The 20,473-nt window shown below is 62.7% G+C and carries 22 protein-coding genes; 12 read left to right on the forward strand and 10 right to left on the reverse strand.

The genetic code is table 11. From position 1 onward, the window contains the following. Positions 1–41 precede the first annotated feature (41 nt). Positions 42–281, forward strand: coding sequence for a DUF2158 domain-containing protein (locus U5A57_RS41670; RefSeq protein WP_415774602.1), 240 nt, complete (start codon positions 42–44; stop codon positions 279–281). Positions 282–504: 223 nt separating this feature from the next. Further along, positions 505–918, forward strand: a complete 414-nt coding sequence (locus U5A57_RS10820) for a hypothetical protein (RefSeq protein ID WP_321910673.1) — start codon at positions 505–507, stop codon at positions 916–918. Here U5A57_RS10820 and U5A57_RS10825 read toward each other — a convergent pair. From U5A57_RS10825 to U5A57_RS10835, 3 genes are all read right to left on the reverse strand, one after another. Further along, a complete protein-coding gene (locus U5A57_RS10825) occupies positions 915–1,964 on the reverse strand; it encodes a dienelactone hydrolase family protein (protein WP_321910674.1) in 1,050 nt (349 codons plus the stop codon). The two genes, U5A57_RS10820 and U5A57_RS10825, sit on opposite strands and share 4 nt — an antisense overlap. A gap of 4 nt (positions 1,965–1,968) precedes the next feature. After that, positions 1,969–3,933, reverse strand: a complete 1,965-nt coding sequence (locus tag U5A57_RS10830) for a putative bifunctional diguanylate cyclase/phosphodiesterase (protein WP_321910676.1) — start codon at positions 3,931–3,933, stop codon at positions 1,969–1,971. A gap of 133 nt (positions 3,934–4,066) precedes the next feature. After that, a complete protein-coding gene (locus U5A57_RS10835) occupies positions 4,067–4,993 on the reverse strand; it encodes a LysR substrate-binding domain-containing protein (RefSeq protein WP_321910678.1) in 927 nt (308 codons plus the stop codon). 126 nt (positions 4,994–5,119) lie between these two features. Between U5A57_RS10835 and U5A57_RS10840 the strand changes: the two genes are divergently transcribed. The 6 genes from U5A57_RS10840 to U5A57_RS10865 all read left to right on the forward strand — a co-directional run bounded on the left by U5A57_RS10840 (position 5,120) and on the right by U5A57_RS10865 (position 10,217). Then, positions 5,120–5,779, forward strand: coding sequence for an RraA family protein (locus U5A57_RS10840; RefSeq protein WP_321910680.1), 660 nt, complete (start codon positions 5,120–5,122; stop codon positions 5,777–5,779). Then, positions 5,776–6,993: a pyridoxal phosphate-dependent aminotransferase gene (locus U5A57_RS10845; RefSeq protein WP_321910681.1), complete on the forward strand. Its 1,218-nt coding sequence runs from the start codon at positions 5,776–5,778 to the stop codon at positions 6,991–6,993. Before U5A57_RS10840 ends, U5A57_RS10845 begins: the two co-directional genes overlap by 4 nt. A 2-nt stretch (positions 6,994–6,995) precedes the next feature. Continuing rightward, positions 6,996–7,799, forward strand: a complete 804-nt coding sequence (locus U5A57_RS10850; RefSeq protein ID WP_321910684.1) for an alpha/beta hydrolase — start codon at positions 6,996–6,998, stop codon at positions 7,797–7,799. Positions 7,800–7,921: 122 nt separating this feature from the next. Next, a complete protein-coding gene (locus U5A57_RS10855) occupies positions 7,922–8,152 on the forward strand; it encodes a hypothetical protein (RefSeq protein ID WP_321910686.1) in 231 nt (76 codons plus the stop codon). A 107-nt stretch (positions 8,153–8,259) separates the two neighbouring features. After that, complete coding sequence (locus tag U5A57_RS10860; RefSeq protein WP_321910687.1) at positions 8,260–8,667, forward strand: hypothetical protein; 408 nt, start codon at positions 8,260–8,262, stop codon at positions 8,665–8,667. 197 nt (positions 8,668–8,864) lie between these two features. After that, a complete protein-coding gene (locus U5A57_RS10865) occupies positions 8,865–10,217 on the forward strand; it encodes an MFS transporter (RefSeq protein WP_321910689.1) in 1,353 nt (450 codons plus the stop codon). 24 nt (positions 10,218–10,241) lie between these two features. Here the strand turns inward: U5A57_RS10865 and U5A57_RS10870 are convergent, their stop codons facing one another. Both U5A57_RS10870 and U5A57_RS10875 read right to left on the reverse strand, forming a co-directional pair. Then, positions 10,242–11,411, reverse strand: coding sequence for a GNAT family N-acetyltransferase (locus U5A57_RS10870; protein WP_321910690.1), 1,170 nt, complete (start codon positions 11,409–11,411; stop codon positions 10,242–10,244). 35 nt (positions 11,412–11,446) lie between these two features. Then, positions 11,447–12,334, reverse strand: a complete 888-nt coding sequence (locus tag U5A57_RS10875) for a class I SAM-dependent methyltransferase (protein ID WP_321910691.1) — start codon at positions 12,332–12,334, stop codon at positions 11,447–11,449. Positions 12,335–12,744: 410 nt separating this feature from the next. Between U5A57_RS10875 and U5A57_RS10880 the strand changes: the two genes are divergently transcribed. Continuing rightward, entirely contained in the window at positions 12,745–12,984 is a 240-nt protein-coding gene (locus tag U5A57_RS10880; RefSeq protein ID WP_321910692.1) for a hypothetical protein, read from the forward strand. Positions 12,985–13,035: 51 nt separating this feature from the next. Beyond that, a complete protein-coding gene (locus tag U5A57_RS10885) occupies positions 13,036–13,320 on the forward strand; it encodes a hypothetical protein (protein WP_321910694.1) in 285 nt (94 codons plus the stop codon). Positions 13,321–13,362: 42 nt separating this feature from the next. Here the strand turns inward: U5A57_RS10885 and U5A57_RS10890 are convergent, their stop codons facing one another. Together U5A57_RS10890 and pstS are read right to left on the reverse strand one after the other, a co-directional pair. Then, the gene (locus tag U5A57_RS10890; protein ID WP_321910696.1) at positions 13,363–13,560 is read right to left on the reverse strand and encodes a DUF3562 domain-containing protein; all 198 of its coding nucleotides are present in this window, start codon (positions 13,558–13,560) and stop codon (positions 13,363–13,365) included. A 59-nt stretch (positions 13,561–13,619) separates the two neighbouring features. Beyond that, complete coding sequence (gene pstS / locus U5A57_RS10895; protein WP_415764858.1) at positions 13,620–14,657, reverse strand: phosphate ABC transporter substrate-binding protein PstS; 1,038 nt, start codon at positions 14,655–14,657, stop codon at positions 13,620–13,622. A gap of 344 nt (positions 14,658–15,001) precedes the next feature. Here pstS and U5A57_RS10900 point away from each other — a divergent pair, with 344 nt between their 5' ends. Continuing rightward, positions 15,002–16,711, forward strand: a complete 1,710-nt coding sequence (locus tag U5A57_RS10900) for a hypothetical protein (protein WP_321910698.1) — start codon at positions 15,002–15,004, stop codon at positions 16,709–16,711. A 71-nt stretch (positions 16,712–16,782) separates the two neighbouring features. On the opposite strand, the gene U5A57_RS10905 is transcribed toward U5A57_RS10900, so the two are convergent. Further along, positions 16,783–17,670: an NAD(P)H-binding protein gene (locus tag U5A57_RS10905; RefSeq protein ID WP_321910701.1), complete on the reverse strand. Its 888-nt coding sequence runs from the start codon at positions 17,668–17,670 to the stop codon at positions 16,783–16,785. Between the two features lie 204 nt (positions 17,671–17,874). On the opposite strand from U5A57_RS10905, the gene U5A57_RS10910 reads away from it, so the two are divergent. Next, positions 17,875–18,771 carry an AraC family transcriptional regulator gene (locus U5A57_RS10910; RefSeq protein ID WP_321910704.1) on the forward strand — a complete coding sequence of 299 codons (897 nt, stop codon included), beginning with the start codon at positions 17,875–17,877 and terminating at the stop codon, positions 18,769–18,771. Between the two features lie 27 nt (positions 18,772–18,798). Here U5A57_RS10910 and U5A57_RS10915 read toward each other — a convergent pair whose 3' ends face one another. Together U5A57_RS10915 and U5A57_RS10920 are read right to left on the reverse strand one after the other, a co-directional pair. After that, positions 18,799–19,782, reverse strand: a complete 984-nt coding sequence (locus U5A57_RS10915; RefSeq protein WP_321910706.1) for an MDR family oxidoreductase — start codon at positions 19,780–19,782, stop codon at positions 18,799–18,801. 46 nt (positions 19,783–19,828) lie between these two features. Next, a complete protein-coding gene (locus U5A57_RS10920; RefSeq protein WP_321910708.1) occupies positions 19,829–20,464 on the reverse strand; it encodes a TetR/AcrR family transcriptional regulator in 636 nt (211 codons plus the stop codon). Positions 20,465–20,473: the final 9 nt, after the last annotated feature.

Raw genomic sequence — 20,473 nt, forward strand, 5'->3', positions numbered from 1 at the left:
GTGGCGCTTCGCCAACGAGTCGCGAGAATCCGGGAGGGGACATGTCCGCAGTGTGTGCGATCCACAGTGACTCGCGTTCCGGGACGCTGAGTTCGGTCGCTGAGCGATATAAAGGCAGGACGGTGCGCCTGTGTTCAGGCGGCCCGTTGATGACGGTGAACCAGGTCGTGCCTACGGCCTATGGGCCCCAGCTTTCTTGTGCGTGGTTCGATCCTCCCGGGTCGACGAAGCTGGTCAGGGCCGTGTTCAGCACCGAAGCGGTTCAGTTCGCCTCGGCGTAGTTGGGAACGCTGCCGCTATAGATGATTGCGTCGCGCATCGACTGGCGCGACACCGCGCCGCCCAGGCCTCGCGAATTGGTGCCAAAATAGGCGCACAACCCGAAACGAGGCGGCGCCGCACCGAATGTGCGGGACGATCCGCCCCTCTTTGCTGAGCCAGGCCTGCGCATCGAAGGCGGCCGGCCACGCTTGAGAACAGGACGCCGAATCCCATTTAGCTTTTGTGAACCAGCGCATTCGTCCCCCCTTGCCGCCTGAATGGCCTTTTCCGCCGTATCGCGACGTCTCCGGCCGCGCGTTCGGCGATCTCGTCGCGCTTCAATATCGCGGCGCTGGCGTGTGGCTGTGGCGGTGCCGATGCGGCGCGCACGTCACGGCCGCGCTCGAGGCGGTGGAGAGCGGCCAGACGCGGGACTGCGGCTGCCGCGAGCAGCGCCGCGTGTGGCGCTCCCGGCCGGGCTCGCCTGCGCTGAAAGGCGGCGAGGTGTTCGGCCAACTGACGACCGACCGGTACGCCGGCGACGGTATGTGGGTGTGCCGCTGCGACTGCGGCAACGAGGTGACAGTGAGCGCGGGGCGCCTGCGCCTCGGCCAGGCGCGATCGTGCGGCCGCTGTTTTGGCGGAATGTCTGCTTAATGTAAGGAAAGACGAGGCGTGGGGTCGAACGCCGCCCTGAGAAACGCCGCGACTTCGGCAGGAGATTGCTGCTGGGCTTGCGGGTCGCCGCCCAACATGACGCCCCGCGTCAGGCAACGTTTCGATTCGGCCACGGCCGAGGAACCGGAGAGCGTCTGGCCGTCGCGGATCATGGTGAGCGTTCGGGTGTCGAGGTCGTAGGAGCCGTGGCAATCGCGTGCGCTGGTTGCAAGCGGCAATGCATGCAGGCGCGTCGGCCGGTCGAAACCATGATACGCATCCGGAAACGTTTGAACCGTGACCTGTGCGCCTTCCGCTCGCAACGTCTGGGCGTAGGCCATGCAGGCGGGCGCCGGCGTGTAGTTGTCCTTGCCGCCGAGCAGCAACATGACGGGCGCGCCGTCCAGATGCGCCGAGCTGTAAGCGATGCCGCACGACGGATAAAAAGCGACATGGGCGGCAAAGCGCAGATTGCCGTCTATTGCGGCCTGGCGGAAAGGCTCCAGCGACGAATAGAGTGCTGCCACGCCTCCACGCGAAAATCCCATGACGGCGATCTTCTCTTTGTCGATTCGAGGATCCGTGGCTAACAGGCGCAAGGCGGCATAGGCGTCTGCAATGTCGGCGCTCATGGAAAGCTGCGACTGGTCTTTTTCAGTATTCCTGATACCGCGGCCTGTGAAACTGTCCACGACGAAGCTGGCGTAACCCAGTGCGTTCATGCGTTGTGCCCACATCCGCTCACCGGGATTTACGCCGCTGCTTCCATGCAGAATGATCACAGCGGGTACGGCGCGCGGCGCGTTGTCCGGCATGCTCAGATCCCCCGTAATGGCGACCTTGCGGGCACTGGCGTAATGCAGCAGAAAGTCGAGGGTATTCGTGGGCGTGATCGATTCGAACGTAATGTGTCCGCTACTGCCGTCGCCGAGCGATGTCGTGACAGGGGCGCTCACGTTGGCGGCCGACGTGCACGCTACCATCGCGCTCGCGGCAATAGCAGGCGAAACGATTCGACTAGCGCGCCAAAGTGTGCCCTTCTTCATGGCTTTACCGGAACCCCGTAGGCGCTGACAATGCGCGCGTCCTGCCTGTCGTTTCGCGCTCGCACTCGCGCTCCAGAAATGCGGACACCGCAGACGCGTCCATCGGGCGGGAACAATAATATCCCTGAATCAGCGTTGCTCCGAGCGCCGTGACCGTTTGCAGTTCGGCGGCCGTTTCCACACCTTCGACCACGCAGTCGAGCGACATCTGCCGGCTGAGATTGAGCAGCGTGCGCACGACGGTGAATGCCGTCGTGCGTTCCTTCAGACCGCTCACGAACATCCTGTCGATCTTCAGGCGCGTGAGCGGCAGCTTGCACAGGTACGAGAGGCTCGAATAGCCGGTGCCGAAATCGTCGACCGACAAACCACAGCCCAGCGCGCGCAGCACCTTGGCGGCTTTCTGGACCTGCTCGAAGTCCTTGGCCATTGCGGTTTCCGTGATCTCGAAGTCAAGCCGCGCCGGGTCGATGCCGCTGCTGACAATGCACTGCGCCAGTTCTTTCACCGCCGATTCGCTGGCGAAATCATGCGCGGAGAGGTTAAAGGACAAGCCGATACGCGCCGGCCATTGTTTCGCGCAGGCGAGGGCCTTCGCGAACAGCGCGAGGGTCAAGCCGTTGATGACCCCGTTGCGTTCCGCGGCAGGAATGAATTCGCCGGGCGGGACCGTGCCGAGCAAGGCGCTTTGCCAGCGCGCAAGCGCTTCGAAGCCGACAGTGCGCTGGCGCTCGAGCGAGAAGATCGGCTGGAAGGCGAGGTGAAGTTCGCCGGCGAGATCGGGGGAGCGCAGCGCCTGGGCGATCTGCGACTCGCGGATGATCGCGTTGCGATGGGTCTCCGAAAAGATCGTCACCGAGCCGCGCGAGCGGCGTTTGCCTTCGTAAAGCGCGTAGTCCGCTGTTTCGAATAGATCGGCCTTGTTGCGCGAAATGTGCGGATAGGTCGAGAAACCGATCGTCGCCCCGAGCCGCACGGAGATCTCGCCAACACGCACGGGATAATGAAAGACATCGCAAATGGATCGGCCCAGTTGCGAGAGGCCGGCGTCCGAGCAGTCGCTGGTGACAATGACGCCGAACTCGTCGCCCCCCAGCCGTGCAAGCGTGATCGTGCCGCGAGCAGCTTGCGCGAGGCGCGCCGCGACTTCGGCCAGCACGTGGTCTCCCAGCGAGTGGCCGTGAATGTCGTTGACGGACTTGAAACCGTCGAGATCGACGAGTCCCACCGCGAGCCGGCCACCCGACGCCATGGCGGCATCGAAATGCTTGTCGAGCGAAGCGAAAAAGGCCCGCCGGTTGGGCAGGTTCGTGAGACTGTCGATATTCGCGAGGCGCTTGTTTTCGCCTTGCGTGGCAACGAGGTCGGAGAAGTTCTTGAATTGCGTGAATGCCACGATCAGCATCGCCAGCGATACCAGTGACGTGTCGATGGCAATTGCCTGGAATACGCCATTGCCGGAACTCAGAAACGTGACGACGAGCGCGCCGTTGACAATGGCGGTAACGGTGAAAGCGGCCTTCACGACATTCATCAGACAGAAGATGACGCCGATGACCGTGATGGCCATGTAAAAGGCAACATGAAGCTTGAAGGCCGCGCCGCCATGAGGCAGAAGGGACAGCGACCAGGCCGTGAACGAGATGGAGAAGACCCACGCGAGCCTGCCGGAATTGCGCAGGATCGTCACTGCATCGTCCGCGCTCACACGCATCCTCGCGAGGCGCAACCAGGAGAGGACGCGTACGAAACAAAATACCGTGAGCACGAGCGGACAGAACACGCCCTGCCATGCGGGAATCTCGTTCTCGTGAGGCAGCACCATGCCCCACGTGTTGACGACCAGCAGCCCATACATCATGGGAAGCTGATAGATCATCACGCGCAACTGCGCGAGCTTCAATGCTGCGCTGTTTCCGGCGACAGTGCGCCGAATCGTTCCCCAATACTGGGCCACAACGTTGAACATGGTCTTGCGAGTCGATGTCGTCCCGTTGCAGCCGCCGGGAACGAAATGTAATACCTCCGTTTACGACCGCCCGCATGATTTCTGGAGGAAACGCGCGTGCTTTTCATTGTCGTGTGCGCGGCCCCATTTTTCGTCAGGCTTTCAACGCGCCTGTTCGTGTCTTTCGTTTCTGCAGCGAAGCGACGACCTCGTCGACCATAGGGTGATGACGGTGCGTGTTCCACAGCAGCGCGGCCGTGACCACTGAGATTTTTTCCTTCAATGGCCGCACGACCACATTGCCGGGTGCGAGCTTGCGCATTGACGCCGGCACGAGCGCCACGCCCTGACCACAGCCGACATAGGCAATTTGCGAAGTGACGGTGCGCACCTCGTGAGTGACGTGCGGCGTCAGGCCATGCGAACGGCAAACCGAAGTCAGGAAGTCGAAGTACACCGGGCTGACCTGCCGCGACGACATCACCAGTTGTTCGCCGGCTAGCGACTGCAGCCGCACGCGGGGCAGGGCCGCCAGAGGATGGTCCTTCGGCAGCGCCACGGCCAGGCGGTCCTCGGCCAGCGGCATGGTGGCGATGCCGCTGCCTACCTCGCCGTCGATGCGCACGAAGGCGAGATCGAGTTCGCCGGCTTCGAGCATGGGTATGGCGTCGACGCTATCGATCTCCTTCACGAGCACGGTCAGTTGCGGGTGAGCGCGTTTGAGCGCATCCAGCACGGGTGGCACCGTTTCGAGCATGGCGGACGTGATCGCCCCGACATGCAGCACGCCCGACTGACCGGCGGCGACTTCGCGCACGACCCGCGCGAGCCGCTCGACCTGGCCGGCGAATTGCCGAACGGCAGGCAGTATCGCGGCGCCCGCCGGGCTCAGTTGCGTGCCCTGCCGGGACCGGTAGAACAGTTCCAGCTTGAGCGATTGCTCGAGCACCTTGATCTGCTCGGTAAGCGGCGGCTGCGACATGTTCAGCCGCTGGGCGGCGCGCCCAAAATGCTGTTCCTCTGCAACCGCGAGAAACATCCATAGTTGCCGTATCAGCCTGAAGTCGATCGTAGTGTTCATGGTGCACGCATTTTCCGGTGGTCAATTGCTGTTCCGGAAATCGTATCACCGAGATACGAACTGAGAAATTTACATATCAGCCGCGCGGCGCGAGGATGGGCGGACTTTCCAACGGAGCCGAGTGTGATGACTACGCCTTCCTTCCTCGATCGACTCGCGTCGCTGGACACCAACACGGTGTCCGACGCGCTCGACTTTCTCGGCCTGCCCGGCGCGACTTACGGCCTGCGCCCGCTTTGGGACTGCCCGAAGATCGTCGGCCGCGCGAGCACCATCTTGCTCGGGCCCAAGCAAGACGCTGAACCCGGGGTGCACCTCATCTCTCCCGTTGTCGATGCGGTCACGACGAGCGATCGCGTGCTGGTGATCGCGGGCGGCGTGGAGGGCATTTCGTGCTGGGGCGACATTCTCGCCAATGCCGCCACGGCGAAGCAGATACGCGGCTCGGTCATCGACGGCGTGAGCCGCGATATCGACGGCAGCGAGGCGATTGGCTATCCCGTGTACGGCCGTGGCGTCACGATGATCAGCGCGCGCAATCGCGTGGTGCAGGTCGAGTCGGGCAAGCCGGTGCAAATGGCGGGCATCACCGTGCATGAAAACGACTATGTGATCGCCGATCGATGCGGCACGGTGTTCGTTCCCGAAGGCGAGATCGAAGCGGTGCTGGAGCTTGGCGAGCGGATCGCGCGCCGCCAGGACGGCATGGTGGCGGCGGTGCGTGCTGGGCGTCCGGTTGCGGACGTCATGCACGACAAGGCGTTCGAGGCGATTGCAGTCCGATGAGCGAGAAAGTCCCGGTATTGAACCGCTTCCTCGCGGCCGCGAAGCCTTCGGCCACATACAAGGTCATGGACCGTGTGGCCGCACGGCGCGCGAGTGGCGCAACGGTCATTTCGCTTAGCGCGGGCGAGCCTGATTTCGACACGCCCCCGCACGTTTGCGAAGCCGGCATCGCGGCGATTCGGGCAGGCCATACGCGCTATACGCAAGTCGCAGGGTTGCGGGCCTTGCGTGAAGCGATCGCGGGAAAATTTCAGCGCGAAAACCGGCTCGACGTAAACTGGCGCGACACGCTCGTATGCAGCGGCGGCAAGCAGGTGATCTTCAACGCACTCGCGGCGACGCTCAATGAGGATGACGAAGTCATCGTGCCTGCACCGTATTGGGTCAGTTACCCCGAGATCGTGCAGTTGTGCGGCGCGAGATCCGTGATCGTGCCATGTGGCGCGCAAAGCGGCTTCAAGCTGACCGCCGACGCGCTGCACGCCGCGATTACGCCGCGTACGCGCTGGTTGATTCTGAATTCGCCCTCCAATCCGACCGGTGCGGTTTATAGTCGTCCCGAACTGCAGCAGCTTGCGCAAGTGCTGCTGGCCCACCCGCAGGTGCTGGTTCTTTCCGACGACATTTACGAGCATTTGATTTTCGATGGCCTCGAATTTTCCACGCTTGCGCAGGTCGAGCCCCGCATGCGCGAGCGCGTGCTGACGATGAACGGCGTCTCGAAGGCCTATGCGATGACGGGCTGGCGCATTGGCTTTTGTACCGGACCGCGATGGCTGATCGACGCGATGGAAAAGTTGCAGGGCCAGCAAACGTCCGGGGCATCGAGCATTTCGCAGCATGCCGCGCTGGCGGCGCTGAGCGGGCCGCAGGATTTCATCGAGCACGCGCGCAGGGTATTTCAGCGCCGACGCGATCTCGTGGTCGATCAACTGAATCAGGCGCCGGGGCTGCGCTGCGCGGCGCCGCAAGGCGCGTTCTACGCATTCGCCTCATGCGAAGGCCTGATCGGTAAAACGACGCGAGGAGGGGCATATCTCAAGGATGACGAAGCAGTGGCCAACGCGCTGCTCGACGAAACCGGCGTAGCAACGGTGCATGGCAGCGCGTTCGGACTTGGGCCCTATATCCGTATCGCCTATGCACTGGATGACGTGTCTCTGCGGCATGCTTGCACCGCAATCCAGAACTTCTGCCACACACTTGGGGAGTGACGATGCTTCAAGAATTTACCCGCTCGGCGTTTTCGTTCGATGTAGACGGCAAGGCGATCGCGCTTTCCGCCATTCACCGTGAAGGCGACAAAGCGCCGATCGTGTTCCTTCACGGGTTCGGGTCCACGAAAGAGGATTACGCCGATATCGTGCGTTACGCCGAATTCGCGGGGCACCCGTTCATCGCGTATGACGCGCCGGGCTGCGGCGAAACGCAGTGTGCCGATCTCTCGAAAGTCGGCATACCGTTTCTCGTCGATACCGCACTCGCCGCGCTTGAACGCGTTGGCTTTGACCGCTTCCATCTGGTCGGCCACTCCATGGGCGGACTGACCGCGCTCATGCTCGCGCACCGGCACCCGGAGCGCGTGCTCAGCTTCGTGGATATCGAAGGCAATATCGCGCCCGAGGACTGCTTTCTCAGCAGGCAGATCGTGGACTATCCACACACGGACGCCGAGCGCTTCTTCAGCGATTTCATCGAGCGCACGCGCCACGCACCGGCTTATGCCAGTGCGCTCTATGCCGCGAGTTTGCGCTGCAAGGTCAGGGCCGAGGCGGTAGGGCCGATATTCCGCTCGATGGTCGAACTCTCCGACAACGGCGACTTGATGCGCAAATTCCTCGCTCTGCCGTTCCCGCGTATGTTTATGTATGGGCAGCAGAACGCGTCGCTTTCGTACCTCGATCACATTCGCGAGCAGGGTGTGGCCTTGGCCGAAATTGCGAATTGCGGGCACTTCCCCATGTATTCGAATCCGGTCGCGATGTGGCGGGCCATTGCGGGGTTTCAGCAGCGCGCATAGTGCAGGCGCAAACGTTTGGCGTCCTCATCTAAGTGGGCGAAGGGTTGCGTACGTTTTTTAATTCGAAGGGGAGTCCACTGCGCCAGCCTAAAGTTCGTCTGGCCGTTGCCGAAATACCAGTCATGGCGCGCAAACATCCAGACTATCCCGACAAACTGCCCATCTGGGCCGAGGCGCGCGCGCTCGAGGCGAGCATTCGCGCCATTCGCCGCGCGCAAGGCAAGAAGAACCCCGAGGATTTCCCGGCAGGGAGCCCGGAGTGCACGGCTGCCATGGAAGAATTCGTGCGCGATGTCTGCCGCGTTCTCGAGATCGATATCGACACGCTCGGCAAGGCCTCCGGCGGCGTTTAACGCTCGCCACCCCGTTAGCCAGACTGGGCGGCCGTTCCTGGCCCGCACACGCAGGAATGCGGTTTGCGCGCGCCGTAGCGACTGGTGACGAGTTGACGAGGTGGCGCGTGAATACGACTCTTACGCTCGCGTTGTCGTCATGTCTTGGCTTGGCGTTGCTCGCGACCCAACCGGCATATGGCGCAGATCCCACTCCCAGTCCTGATGCCGCGCCGCCGTGCGGCAGGCTCGTGGGGACGAACGCGGCGGGGGGCTTCGCCTTGCGCAGCGGCGAGCCAGTTGATTTCGTTTCCGCAGGACAGGCCACGCACGGCACGCTGCTCGTGTTCAGCGACGGCCCGGTATTTCGTGCCTATTGGCAGCCACAAGGCAGCGAAGAAAAATACGCACTCGCGAACGCGGGTCCAGACAGTGTGCGCCTCGTTTCAACGCCGCCACAGGGCACGCCGACACCTGGCGCCCAGCCCGGTGTTGCCGCTCAGCCATTGCAAGTGCTTTCGTGTCCGAAGCTTTAATTCGGCTTTAATCGCGCTTTTGGCTTCGCGCTTGTCTCCGCGTTTGGCTCCGCATTTGGCTCCGCGTTTGGCTCATTTCCCACCATGTGAACCGTCCTTTCGTATCGCGCCGTGAGCGACTAGTCTGTATCGATACCAAGCCGACCGGCCCGTGACTGGCGCACCGCGCCGCACCGCGGGCCTCGAAGGAGACACCTATGGAGCTTGAAGCCCGGACCATGGCGCGCGTGACCGCGAGGCTCGTGCCGTTCCTGATCGTTTGCTATTTCGTGGCGTATCTCGATCGGGTCAACGTCGGCTTTGCTGCACTGCAGATGAACAAGGCGCTCGATCTTTCGGCGAGTGCGTTCGGCTTTGGGGCAGGGATCTTCTTCATTGCCTATTTCTTTTTCGAGGTGCCTTCGAACCTGCTGCTCGAGCGCTTTGGCGCAAGGCGCTGGATCGCGCGCATCATGTTCACGTGGGGCATCATCGCGGGGGCGATGGCGTTTATCCCTGATATCGCCCGCATCACCGGCATGTCGAACGCGCATGTTTTCTATGGACTGCGTATCTTGCTGGGCATCGCCGAGGCGGGCTTCTTCCCCGGCATCATCTTTTTGCTCACGCTCTGGTTTCCCGCCAAATATCGCGCGCGTGTGGTGAGCTATTTCATGGCGGCGATTCCCTTGTCGACGGTCATTGGCGGCCCCGTGTCCGGCACGCTGCTTTCGCTGGACGGAAAAGGAGGGCTCGCAGGCTGGCAATGGGTCTATTTGATCGAGGCGATACCCGCGCTCGTGCTCGCCGTGGCCGTGCTGTACTATCTGACCGACAAGCCCGCCGACGCCGGCTGGCTCGCCGACGACGAGCGCCGCTGGCTCGTCGAGCGCCAGGCGCAGGAGCGCCGTCATCGCGAGAAGGTGCGTACGTTCGGCGTGCTGGAGGCGCTGATCAATCCGCGCGTGCTGGCCGTGGCGCTGATCTATTTCGGTGCGAACGCAACCAATTACGGCCTGAGCTTCTTCCTGCCGCAGATCGTCAAGGCGTTCGGGCTCACGAATGTGCAAACCGGCTTCGTCACTGCGCTGCCGTACGCGGTAGGCGTCGTTTCGATGGTGCTATGGGGCCGGCATTCCGACCGCCGCATGGAGCGCAAGCGTCATGTGGCGTTTGCGCTGGCTGTTGCAGCCGCGGGTATTGCGGCTTCGGCAGGGCTCGACAATCCGGTGCTCAAAATGCTGGCGCTCTCCATTGCGGGCTTTGGCATTTTCGGTTGCCTGCCGGTGATCTGGACGCTGCCGGCCGCGTTCCTTTCCGGCGCGGCAGCGGCTGGCGGTATCGCCGCCGTCAACTCGCTCGGTAACCTCGCGGGCTTTTTCGGCCCCTATGCAATGGGCTGGATCAAGGACAGCACAGGCGGCTTCGGCGCGGGCCTGCTATGTCTTGCGGGAGCCGGACTCGTGGGCGCGGGCGCTGCGCTCGTCCTTCATCACAACCCGGCGCTCGAAACGCTCGACGAATCGGCGCTCAGCGAAACGCCCGGGGAGGGCGGTGTGGTGAGGCCGTGAACGGTGCGTATGCACGCTGTTGGCTCACTTCAAGCGCGCCATCACAAGCGTCGCGACTTTGCGATAGACGCGCTTGACCTGCGCCCATGACAGCGCCAACTCGACGAGCCGTCCGCGCGCATTGAGCACGACAATGCGCGACTCGTGGCGGGTTTCGCGATCCGCCCAACGCACCTTGTAGTCGCCGTGCAGCGGCCGGAAGTCGAAATCGCGGCCATGCGCGTGGGCCCATTGTGCGATGTATTCGATCAGCAGGTTGCCCACTGAAAACACGCTGAACGCCTCGTCATAGGTGGTGATCAAATACTCGACGCTGCGCGCACCGACGAGATTGACCGAGGCCGCCACCGGCTGCCCGTTGACCTGCACATAAGCGACGAGCGGCAGGCGGGCCAGGTCGGTTAGCTTGGCGAGGCCGATGAAGAAATCGCGTACGCGGTCGTCCATCAAATAGGGCGACTCGACGCCGCGCTTGAGCGCCCATTGACGTTTGTTCGCGAATAGCCATCGCAATACGCGTTCGGTGTCCTCGGCGCTTTCACACCACCCAAAACCGACTTCGCCTTCGCGCCGCAACCGTTTTGCGCTCGAGCGCAGCGCGGCGCGCAGCGTTGAGTGCCGCGTGGCGAGGAAGTCGGTCCATGTGGGCGCGGCCCGAAGATGGATCGAATAGCCGGGCATCACGCGCCAGCGCGGCGGCAGCGCGCGCTGCACCCAAGACTGTGGCGCGGCGTCGAGCGCGCGTTGCAGCGTGCTGCCGTATTCCAGCATCGGAATGTAGAGCAGGTCGGCGTGTATTCGCGAGACTGCCTGGACTGCCGCGTCGTAAAGTTCCGCGCGCCGGGTGTCGGCGATCAGCGGGCCGCCGTATTCCTCGCCGCATCCGCAGCCCAGCGTGTGGGCCGCTCGCCACGCGCCTTGGCGCGTGATGGCAACGGGCCATAGCACCAGCAGGTCGCGCGCGTCGTGCACCGTCGCAACTTCGACCTTTGCGCCGCTCTTCAGTGCTGCCGCAACCGCCGCCTCGCAATAGGCAAAGCTGATGAAAGGCGACCAGGCCTCGGCGCCGGATAAAAGCGCCTGCCATTGCGGCTCGAAGGCGCGAAACGCATCGACGGTCTCGCACGTGCGTAACGCGTACCGCAGGGATGCGGCCGGCGACGACTCGTATATCGCCACGGCAGAGGTCGGCACTTGTGTCTCCTGAATCGATTCGTCGTGCTGATGACTCAGCTTTCAAAGGACGTGCTGAGCCGGTCTTTCGTTGTAATGCGGCGGTTGCGGTCCGCGAAAATAGCAGCGCGCGCGCCGCTCACGCTCTGCCAGACGACGACGTTCTCGTGGTCTTCGGGGCCGAAGCCGACTTCGCCATGATCGTACGGAAATACGCCAGCGAACCAGCGTTGCAACAGTTGCGATCTGTCGAAGATTTCACTACATACAGGGTTGTCGTAGACGATGAATAGATGCTGGATGGCGCCGCTCGAAAGGCCTGCTTCGAGTTTTTCCAGCAATGATGCCATCAACTCTGGACCGAACGGATTGAACAGAAATACGACGACTTTTCCTGACGGCACCTGCAAATCGGCGACATTGGCGTGCAATGCGCGAATGGGCGGCCGTTGCGGAAAGCGCCGCGCCATGACGACCGCGTTCGCGTTCGCCGTTCTCACCAGGTCCGCACTGATGTCGTAGCCCAGCGCCAAAGCGAACGGATACTCGGAGGCGACGATCATTGGCCGGCCTTTGCCGCAACCGATGTCCACGAACGTATAGCCGCCAATCTCGCCCAGGGTGTCGAGCGCGCGGCGGATGATGCTCGGTTGCGAGCCCATGTAGGGCCTTAGCTGCCCGGCAAGGCGGGCGTCGCGCTGCAGCGCGTTGGAATCGACCAGACCGCTCGTGTCGGTGCCGTACTGCAGGTCGATGGGATGGCGCCGCAGGCAGCCTGAATACACGGCGCGCAATACCGGCACGCGAATGAAGATGCGGCGTATCGGCGATATGAACATCGCGCGCTGCACGCCGTCGGGCAGCCGGGCCACCGCGTTGAGCAGCGGTTGCTTCAGTGCGCGTCCGAGCGCGAATCGGGGGCCGCCGTGTGTCGTGGTTCGCATGGATTTGCGCGCTGTGAACCTTCTGGAACGAGGTTGCCGATTCATCATGATCGCGCGGCGCGACGTTAAGCCGCCGCCATTCATCGGTTGAATTTCGACAAAAAAAGGCATGATTCCATGGCTCACTGACGAGCCGAGTGGCATAGGTGTCATATGGCCGGCGTAACGTCGTTGGTGAATGGAGAGTCAGATCGCCGTGGGCTATGTGCCCTGATTCGCGCTGCGGGGCGAAAGCGCTTTCAGAAAAACCGCCCTCAATACTCTCCCTGATGTTTCCGCCTTTTTTTCCGTGCCTTAATGTGCGTTCACGCGAGGTTCAGCGCGAGTGAAGCAGCAGCTTCGCAAGGTATCGGTGCAGGTGGGTCTCCAGGCTTTTGTCTGCGCAATACTCAGTCGGAAAAGGCGAAACGATGAACGCGCGAATCGACACCGAAGCACGCCGCAAGCGGTACGCCATGCACCGCCTTGGTCTGGCCATGAAGCGGCTGATGAATGCCGAAGCGGCAACCGAAAAAATGATGGCGACGCGCTGGGTGAATGCCTGGAGCGCTTCCGTGGGCGAGCGATGGTTCGCAGCAAGCCCCTATGGCAGGCTTAATCATGCGGCTTTGATGCGAGTCCCAATAAGGGGTCGCGAAAGCCATATGTAATGCGCTATATCGGGACCGCAGCCGTTAATATGAAACAAAACGCATATTTAATTGACCAATGGGGGCGCGAAACGCTATTGTCATAATTTAGACATTTCCGCGTTTACCTTGGCTCTTGCAGAATACGAAACCGCGCATCCGTTGAATATCGAACTGGATGGCGTGAACTACGCGGGCACATACCGCGTGATGGCTGGAAGCGTCATCGTCTACTTCGAAAACGAAATCAAGTCGGCGCAGCACGGAACGAATCGTCCCGAGATCATTGCACGCTGGGTGTTGACCGACCTTTGCCGTAAAGCCGATCTCCGCAGGCGCAAAGCCGGCAAGCGCTGATTCGAGCATGCGCGTGGCATTGGCATGCTGCCGCGCAAGCGTTCAGTGCGCATTCTTGCGCATGTTCCGAAGGTCCTCCCGAACGCGCCGCGAGACGAGCACGGTCAGATAATCCATCACGCGTGCGCCGTCACTGAACTCCGCCCACGTTTGCTCATACATCTGCGCGACGATTTCCAGCGGCGTTTGCGTTTCGGTCGCGATCGCCTTCACGATCTCTTCTGCAGCTTCCTGTTTCATCAACGCCTCCCTGGCGCAAAGGCGCCTGGCGTGAGAACACTCGTGCACTGACGTGGAAGTTATTGCACGGCAACCGCTTTATTTGCGACGTCGTCGCTTTTATCTCCGTGCCATTGCGCGCGGATTTTTGCCACGACTACCGCGGGCAGCGGAATATAGTCCAGCGCCTGGATCGTCGGCGCGCCGTGCGTGAACGCCCAATCGAAGAACTTCAACGTTTCGGCGCTACGCGCCGCATGGTCCGGCGTTGCCTGCAGCAGCACATAGGTCGCGCCCATTACGGGCCATGCGTCCTTACCCGGCTGATTGGTCAGCACCTGAAAGAGCGAGCTCGACCAGTCCGCATTCGCGGCAGCCGCGCTGAATGTCTGGACGCCCGGCTCCACAACCGTGCCCGCCGCGTTGGTCATGGCCGTGTAGGTCAGATGATTCTGCTTCGTAAAGTCCCAGGCGATATAGCCTATCGCCCCGGGCAGATAGCCGACGAACGTGGCAACGCCCTCATTGCCCTTGCCGCCTATTCCCAGGGGCCAGTGAACGCTGGTGCCTTCGCCAACCTTGTGTTTCCATTCGGGGCTCACCTGCGAGAGATAGTGCGTCCAGATCAGCGTCGTGCCCGAACCATCCAGGCGCCGTACGACAGCGATTGGCGTGTCGGGCATCTTCAGATTCGGATTGAGCCGCGCAATCGCCGGGTCGTCCCAATACAGGATCTTGCCGAGAAAGATCTGGCCCAGCACCTCGCCGGTCAGCATCAACTGCCCGGCCTTGATGCCGGGAAGATTCACGACGGGAACCACGCCGCCGATCGCGGTGGGAAACTGCCGCAATCCTTCCTTGCTCAATTCCTCGCTCGTGAGCGGGGCGTCGGAACCGGCGAAGTCGACCGTGTGCGCGACGATCTGCTTGAGGCCGTCTGTCGAGCCAGTGCTGTGATAGATCACCTTGCCGCCACCGGACTTCTGGTAGTCGGTAGCCCAGTGGGTGTAGAGGGGGGCGGCGAGCGTGCTGCCGCAGCCAGTCACATCTTGCGCGCGGCACGTCAGCGCACAAACACCGCAAATGAGCGCGGCAATCAGGGGGCGCAATGGTCTCACTAGCCTCTCCCGTTATTCATGTTCTGCGGGGCTTCGCGGATGTCTGATCGCGTCCGCGTAGAGTCAATTACAGGATGATGACAGGCAGGATTCAAATTGAATCCTGCTATCGTGCCGCGGTTTTTGACGAAGCGTTGCACGCGCGATTCGCTAGATGATGAGGATAACAAACTATGTGATCTACGCCGAAGCCTGGCTGAAGAGACCGGTTTCCGCAGAGGAAATCGCATGGGCGAAGCGGAAACACTGCAACGAATCTTTCACAATATTTCGCTACGGTAAGCGGGATTGACCCCGAGTTCGTCTTGACAAAATGCTTGTAATTCCTTTCGGAGACGCTACAGATGGCCATCCATACCCTTCGCTCAGCCTTGTGCGGCGCCTGCTTTGCCGCACGTCCTTCGCGTCTTGCCATTGCCGCTGCCTTGGTCTGTACCAGTGCCGGAGCCGCCGCAACCACGCAAAATACGGACGCGTTTTTCGGTGGTTCGGGCTTGCTCGTCGTGAGCCGCAGTGTGTACGACAATGTGTCGAGCAACGTCACCGCCGGTATGGCGCTGCCGCCCAGTTGCAATAGCGCGCAGGCGAGCTGCCCCACGGGCGGCGCGCCGAGTGACGGCACCTACCCGGCAGTCTGGAACAACGTTCTTTACGATCCGAGCTTTGGTATCACGTCGCGCATTTTCCTCGACACCATCACGCCGGGAGGCCAGGTCGTCCACACGCTGGAAGTGCCCAACAGCCTGCATCCGGGCCATGATCACGACCAGCTCGTGACGAGCTTCAGCTCCAAGTCCGAACTCGCGCTCAACCTCTCGAGCGACGGCCGATACCTGACTTTCATGGGCTACGTTGCGCCGGTCAACGCGATCGACGTATCGAACTCGAATACGCCTGGCGCGATCGACCCGACGAATCCGGACGGTCAGGTGTTCTATCGCGCCGTGGCGCGGCTCGATGCCGAAGGGCACTTTTCCTTCACGGAGACCAATGCCTACAGCGGCAACAACGGCCGCAGCGCGCTGCTCAACAACGGCAACGGCAACGGCAACGGCGAAGGCAACGGCTTTTACTACACGGTGGGCAATGCAGGCAACGGCGCGAATCCGCAGCCGGCAGGCGTGATTCTTGGCGCGGGTTCGCAATTCATCGAAGCGACGCACCAGCACGAAGCGCAGCAAACGCCTGGCACGCCCACGCCGCTCGCGAGTTTTTCGGTCACGCAGCTCGGTGCGAAGGCCGACAAGGTCGGCAAGGACGACAACTACCGCGGCCTTACCGTCTTCAACAACGTGGTGTACTTCACGAAGGGCAGCGGCAGCAACGGCGTGAACACGGTGTACTTCGTCGACACCACGGGCAAGGCGTGTCCCACGAGCGGGGTAGGCGTGCCGGTGGCGGGCGCGAAACTGCCCACCAACCCGCTCGCGTACGACGCGTCCACGTTGACGACCAGCGGCTTGCCGAGCAATGTATGCGTGCTCGCGGGCTTCCCGGCCACGCCGAACAAGTCGGCAACGACGCTTTCGTACCCCTTCGGGCTGTGGTTCGCCGACGCGAATACGCTTTATGTCGCCGACGAGGGCGACGGCTATGCGGGTGGCACGGACCTGTACACGCATGCGGCACAGCAGACCACTGCGGGCCTGCAAAAATGGGTGTACAACGCGGGCACGAAATCGTGGAAGCTCGCATACACGCTCCAGAACGGCCTGAACCTGGGTACGTCGTACACCGTGGCAGGCTATCCGGTCGGCACGAACAGCGCGACCAACCTGCCGTGGTCGCCCGCCACCGACGGCTTGCGTAACATCACGGGCCACGTCGAGCAGGACGGCACGGTCACGATCTGGGCCATCACCTCGACGGTGAGCGGCAACGGCGACCAGGGCGCGGACCCGAATCGCCTCGTCGCCGTGCGCGACGTGCTGCGCAACAGCACGGCGACAAGTGCTGCGAACGAGCGCTTCGTGACGCTGCGCAATGCGGGCTTCGGCGAAGTGCTGCGTGGCGTGTCGCTGGCGCCGGGCGGCCCGTTCGGCAAGTGGTTCTGATCGCCGCGTAGTCAGGCGGGAGCGGCCAGGCGTGCATGGCGCCTGGCCGATTTTTCATTTCGGCGTGCGTGTTATTGGTGCTTGAATTTCGCAGCGAGCGGGCCGAGCACGTCTGGTAATGCGGTCGTGCCGAAACGCCGCTCGCTGCGGCTCGCTTCCACATCGATGCGGCCGGTGTTGTAGACGTCGTAAAGGTCGGTGATGAGCCGCGCGTGATTCTCGCTGAGTCCGGCCTTGAGCAGCATAGGCGTCCACGATTCGCGCGGCAGCGCATGAGGCGTGATCGTGCGATCGCCCGCTTCGCTGAGTGCCGCCGCGATGTCGTTCACACTGATTCTCTGCGGTCCCTCGATGCTCACAATTCGCGCCGTGTCTGACTGCTGCGAATCGAGCAGCAACTCGGCGCACGCTGCGCCGACGTCCTGTGCGGCCACCGAGGGAAAGCGGTGCTCCAAAGGCAGATGGAGGCTTGGCAGCGTACCGCTGGCAAGCGCGCCGGGAATGAACGCCGCCCAGTTCTGCAGGTGTTCCGCTGAGCGCAGCAGCGTGAGTTGCGTTGCAACGGGCTTCAGCCGCTTTTCCAGGTAGTGATACAGCCGCGTAATACCCGTATTCAACGGCAGTTCCGCACCATAGTCGGAAATGGCGAGTAGCGCGGCGGGCGGATTTTCGCGCAAGGCGTCGGTGGCGACGTCGATCATCGCGCGCATGGTTGTTTCGGGATCCGTATCACCGGATGGAACGGGGCATAACAACTGCACGGCATGTGCGCCCTTGATCGCGGCCGCGACCGAGTGCGGGTCGGTGAGATCGGCGAGCGCGATTTCGCAGCCCAGCGCCGCGAGACTCTCGCCCTGGCGTGCTTGGCGCACCACGGCGCGTACCGGCTTGCCCGCACGGCGCAACGCGGCAGCGGTGACGCGCCCGGCCTTTCCCGATGCTCCAAAAATCACGAACATGATCGCTTTCTCCTGGTTTGCGAGGTCTGCGTCATCGTAGGAAAACCAACGCACTGTGGCGCGCAGGAAAGGATGGCGTTGCGCAGAAACGGATGATTGAATACGTCCGCCATTGCACGGTGCGCGAGCGTTGCCGTAATCCAGTAAACTGGCCGCGAACATCGCACGATTTCCCGCACGGCTTGAGCGTCGAAAAGGAATGTCATGAGCGCAGTGACTGCAGATTCGAACCAGCAGGCGGGAGCCAGCATCAGCCTGCGTTCGAGCGTTGGGTTGGGCTGGCATGGCGGCGGTGCCGAACTGCTGCGTGTGAGTGCGGGGCAGCATCGCCTTCCCGCGATGACGTATCACCGCGTCGGCATCCATATCGGCACGCCGGTGCGTGCGAGATGTGCGTGCGACGGCCGCCGGCAATCGCGGCTCCAGGCGCACGGCGACGCCGATGTGGTGCCGGCCGGGGTTGAAGGCGAATGGACGGACGATGGCGATTGCACGATTCTGCGCGTATGGTTCGACGACCGTTTCGTGAGATCGATTGCGCAGCAGATGAAGAACCCGTGGGGGCAGCGCGAGATCCGGCCGCATCTCCAGTTGCGCGATCCACGTATCAATGCGCTGGCGGGAGCGCTGCTGGCCGAGATCGAAGCGGGCACCGCTTGCGACCCGCTGTTCGCCGAGAGCATTTCCACCGCAATGGTCGTACGGCTGCTCAGTGGCGCGGATGCACCTCAAGGCCGGCCCGCCGTGCTGGCGGCACATAAAGCGGCGCGCGTGACCGATTACATCGAGAGCCATCTCGATCAGCGCCTCACGCTCGGCGAACTTGCCGCGCTAGTCGACTTGAGCGTGCCGCATTTCAAGGCGCTGTTTCGCGAGACGCTGGGCATGCCGGTGCATCAATATGTCGTGCGGCGGCGCGTGGAGCGGGCGAGGGCGCTCCTTATCGAAGGCAAACTCAGCCTGAGCCAGGTGGCGCTCGAAGCGGGGTTTGCGCATCAAAGCCATATGGCGCACTGGATGACGCGGCTACTCGGCGTCACGCCGCGCGCGTTCGCGAAGGGGGGCGTGACTGGTTGGTTCGCGAAAGCGGCGAAATCATGAAGCGTTGAATCGCCGCTGCTGCGCCTGTTAGCGCTTGACGTCGACTACGAGCCGCCCGCGCACACGCCCGGCGAGCAGTTCGCTTGCGGCCGGAATGGCTTCGGCCAGACCGATTTCATGCGTAATCGTATCGAGCTGCTTGAGGTCGAGCGTTTCTCCCAACGCATGCCACGCTTGCTGCCGCTCCGCGAACGGACGCGTCACACTATTGATGCCGAGCAGGCTCACGCCGCGCAGAATGAATGGCGCGACCGTGGCCGGAAAATCCATGCCTTGTGCAAGGCCGCAAGCGGCCACTGCGCCGTCTGCGCGCAAGCTCGCGCACACGTTCGCCAGCGTGTGGCCGCCCACCGAATCGATCGCGGCAGCCCAGCGTTCTTTTTGCAGCGGGCGGCCCGGCTCCGATAGCGAGGCACGGTCGATGATTTCGACGGCGCCAAGCTGTTTCAAATACTCCGCCTCTTGCGGCCTGCCGGTCGAGGCCGCCACGCGATAGCCTCGGCGCGTGAGCATCGCAATGGCAAAGCTGCCTACGCCGCCGCTCGCGCCGGTGACGAGCACCTCACCATGCGAGGGTGTGATGCCGTGCCGTTCGAGCGCGAGAATACACAGCATGGCCGTGTATCCGGCCGTGCCGACTGCCATCGTTTGGCGCGGCGTGAACCCCGGCGGAAGCGGAATGAGCCAATCGCCCTTAACGCGCGCCTTTTGCGCGAGCCCGCCCCAGTGCTGTTCGCCAACGCCCCAGCCGTTGAGCACGACCGCGTCGCCCACCGCATAGGCAGGGTTGGCGCTGTGCGCGACCGTGCCGGCGAAATCGATGCCCGGAACCATGGGAAAGCTGCGCACGACCGGGCCTTTGCCGGTGATCGCGAGGCCATCCTTGTAGTTCAGTGTGCTGTAGCCGACATCGACGAGCACGTCGCCTTCCGGCAAACGTGCGTCGTCTAGCTCGGCGATGCGTGCCTCATACGATCCGGATTCCTTATCAATGAGAATGGCCTTGAACATGATGCATCCTGCTCCTGAAACGGTGAATGGTTGGCGTTGTCTCGGCTCACGCGCGAGGCAAACCGGCGATGAAGCCTTTGAAGAAGGTGTCGAGGGGAGCCGCGCTGCGCACGAGTCGCGCTCTCAGCACGGCGCCTTCCCAGCCAATCCAGAAGAAAGCGGCGAGGGAAGTCAGGTCGATTCGCTTCGCGAGCACCCCTTCGCGCTGGGCCTCGCGCAGGCACGCCACGATACGCGCCTGCCAGCCCTGCAGAATGCGTTCGAGCGTTTCGCGAAAGTCGTCGGGCAGGATGTCCACCTCCACGCCGAGATTGCCGACGAGGCAGCCGCGCGTGTAGTGGTGGCGGGCCATGCCTTTGCTGGCGTCTTCGACAAAGGCGCCAAGGCGCTCCAAAGCGGGGCGCGTGTCGTCCTGCAGCCAGCGGTCGAGCTTCGCGCAGAAATACGTGTCGTACGCGCTCATCAATTCGCGCCCGAACGCTTCCTTGCTCTCGAAGTAATGGTAGAACGAGCCCTTGGGAATGTTCACGCGCTTGAGTACGGCGTCCAGCCCCGTGGCCGCGAAGCTCTGTTCGGTCAGCATTTCCATGCCCGCGCGAATGAGCGTTGCGCGTGTGTCGGCATGCGCGCGCGGGTCTTTCGGCGGCCTGCCGCGGCGCGGTTTGTCGATGGTCGGTTCCATGTCGACGAT

The sequence above is a fragment of the Paraburkholderia sp. J11-2 genome (assembly GCF_905220185.1).
Classification (GTDB): Bacteria; Pseudomonadota; Gammaproteobacteria; order Burkholderiales; family Burkholderiaceae; genus Paraburkholderia.

Coding starts and splice junctions, on each gene's coding strand:
- U5A57_RS10890 (WP_321910696.1), bottom strand. CDS start 13,560: ATGAAACAGGAAGCTGCAGAAGAGATCGTGAAGGCGATCGCGACCGAA.
- U5A57_RS10850 (WP_321910684.1), top strand. CDS start 6,996: ATGCTTCAAGAATTTACCCGCTCGGCGTTTTCGTTCGATGTAGACGGC.
- U5A57_RS10915 (WP_321910706.1), bottom strand. CDS start 19,782: ATGTTCAAGGCCATTCTCATTGATAAGGAATCCGGATCGTATGAGGCA.
- U5A57_RS10875 (WP_321910691.1), bottom strand. CDS start 12,334: ATGCGAACCACGACACACGGCGGCCCCCGATTCGCGCTCGGACGCGCA.
- U5A57_RS10900 (WP_321910698.1), top strand. CDS start 15,002: ATGGCCATCCATACCCTTCGCTCAGCCTTGTGCGGCGCCTGCTTTGCC.
- U5A57_RS41670 (WP_415774602.1), top strand. CDS start 42: ATGTCCGCAGTGTGTGCGATCCACAGTGACTCGCGTTCCGGGACGCTG.
- U5A57_RS10840 (WP_321910680.1), top strand. CDS start 5,120: ATGACTACGCCTTCCTTCCTCGATCGACTCGCGTCGCTGGACACCAAC.
- U5A57_RS10865 (WP_321910689.1), top strand. CDS start 8,865: ATGGAGCTTGAAGCCCGGACCATGGCGCGCGTGACCGCGAGGCTCGTG.
- U5A57_RS10845 (WP_321910681.1), top strand. CDS start 5,776: ATGAGCGAGAAAGTCCCGGTATTGAACCGCTTCCTCGCGGCCGCGAAG.
- U5A57_RS10880 (WP_321910692.1), top strand. CDS start 12,745: ATGAACGCGCGAATCGACACCGAAGCACGCCGCAAGCGGTACGCCATG.
- U5A57_RS10835 (WP_321910678.1), bottom strand. CDS start 4,993: ATGAACACTACGATCGACTTCAGGCTGATACGGCAACTATGGATGTTT.
- U5A57_RS10855 (WP_321910686.1), top strand. CDS start 7,922: ATGGCGCGCAAACATCCAGACTATCCCGACAAACTGCCCATCTGGGCC.
- U5A57_RS10905 (WP_321910701.1), bottom strand. CDS start 17,670: ATGTTCGTGATTTTTGGAGCATCGGGAAAGGCCGGGCGCGTCACCGCT.
- U5A57_RS10825 (WP_321910674.1), bottom strand. CDS start 1,964: ATGAAGAAGGGCACACTTTGGCGCGCTAGTCGAATCGTTTCGCCTGCT.
- U5A57_RS10920 (WP_321910708.1), bottom strand. CDS start 20,464: ATGGAACCGACCATCGACAAACCGCGCCGCGGCAGGCCGCCGAAAGAC.
- U5A57_RS10910 (WP_321910704.1), top strand. CDS start 17,875: ATGAGCGCAGTGACTGCAGATTCGAACCAGCAGGCGGGAGCCAGCATC.
- U5A57_RS10830 (WP_321910676.1), bottom strand. CDS start 3,933: ATGTTCAACGTTGTGGCCCAGTATTGGGGAACGATTCGGCGCACTGTC.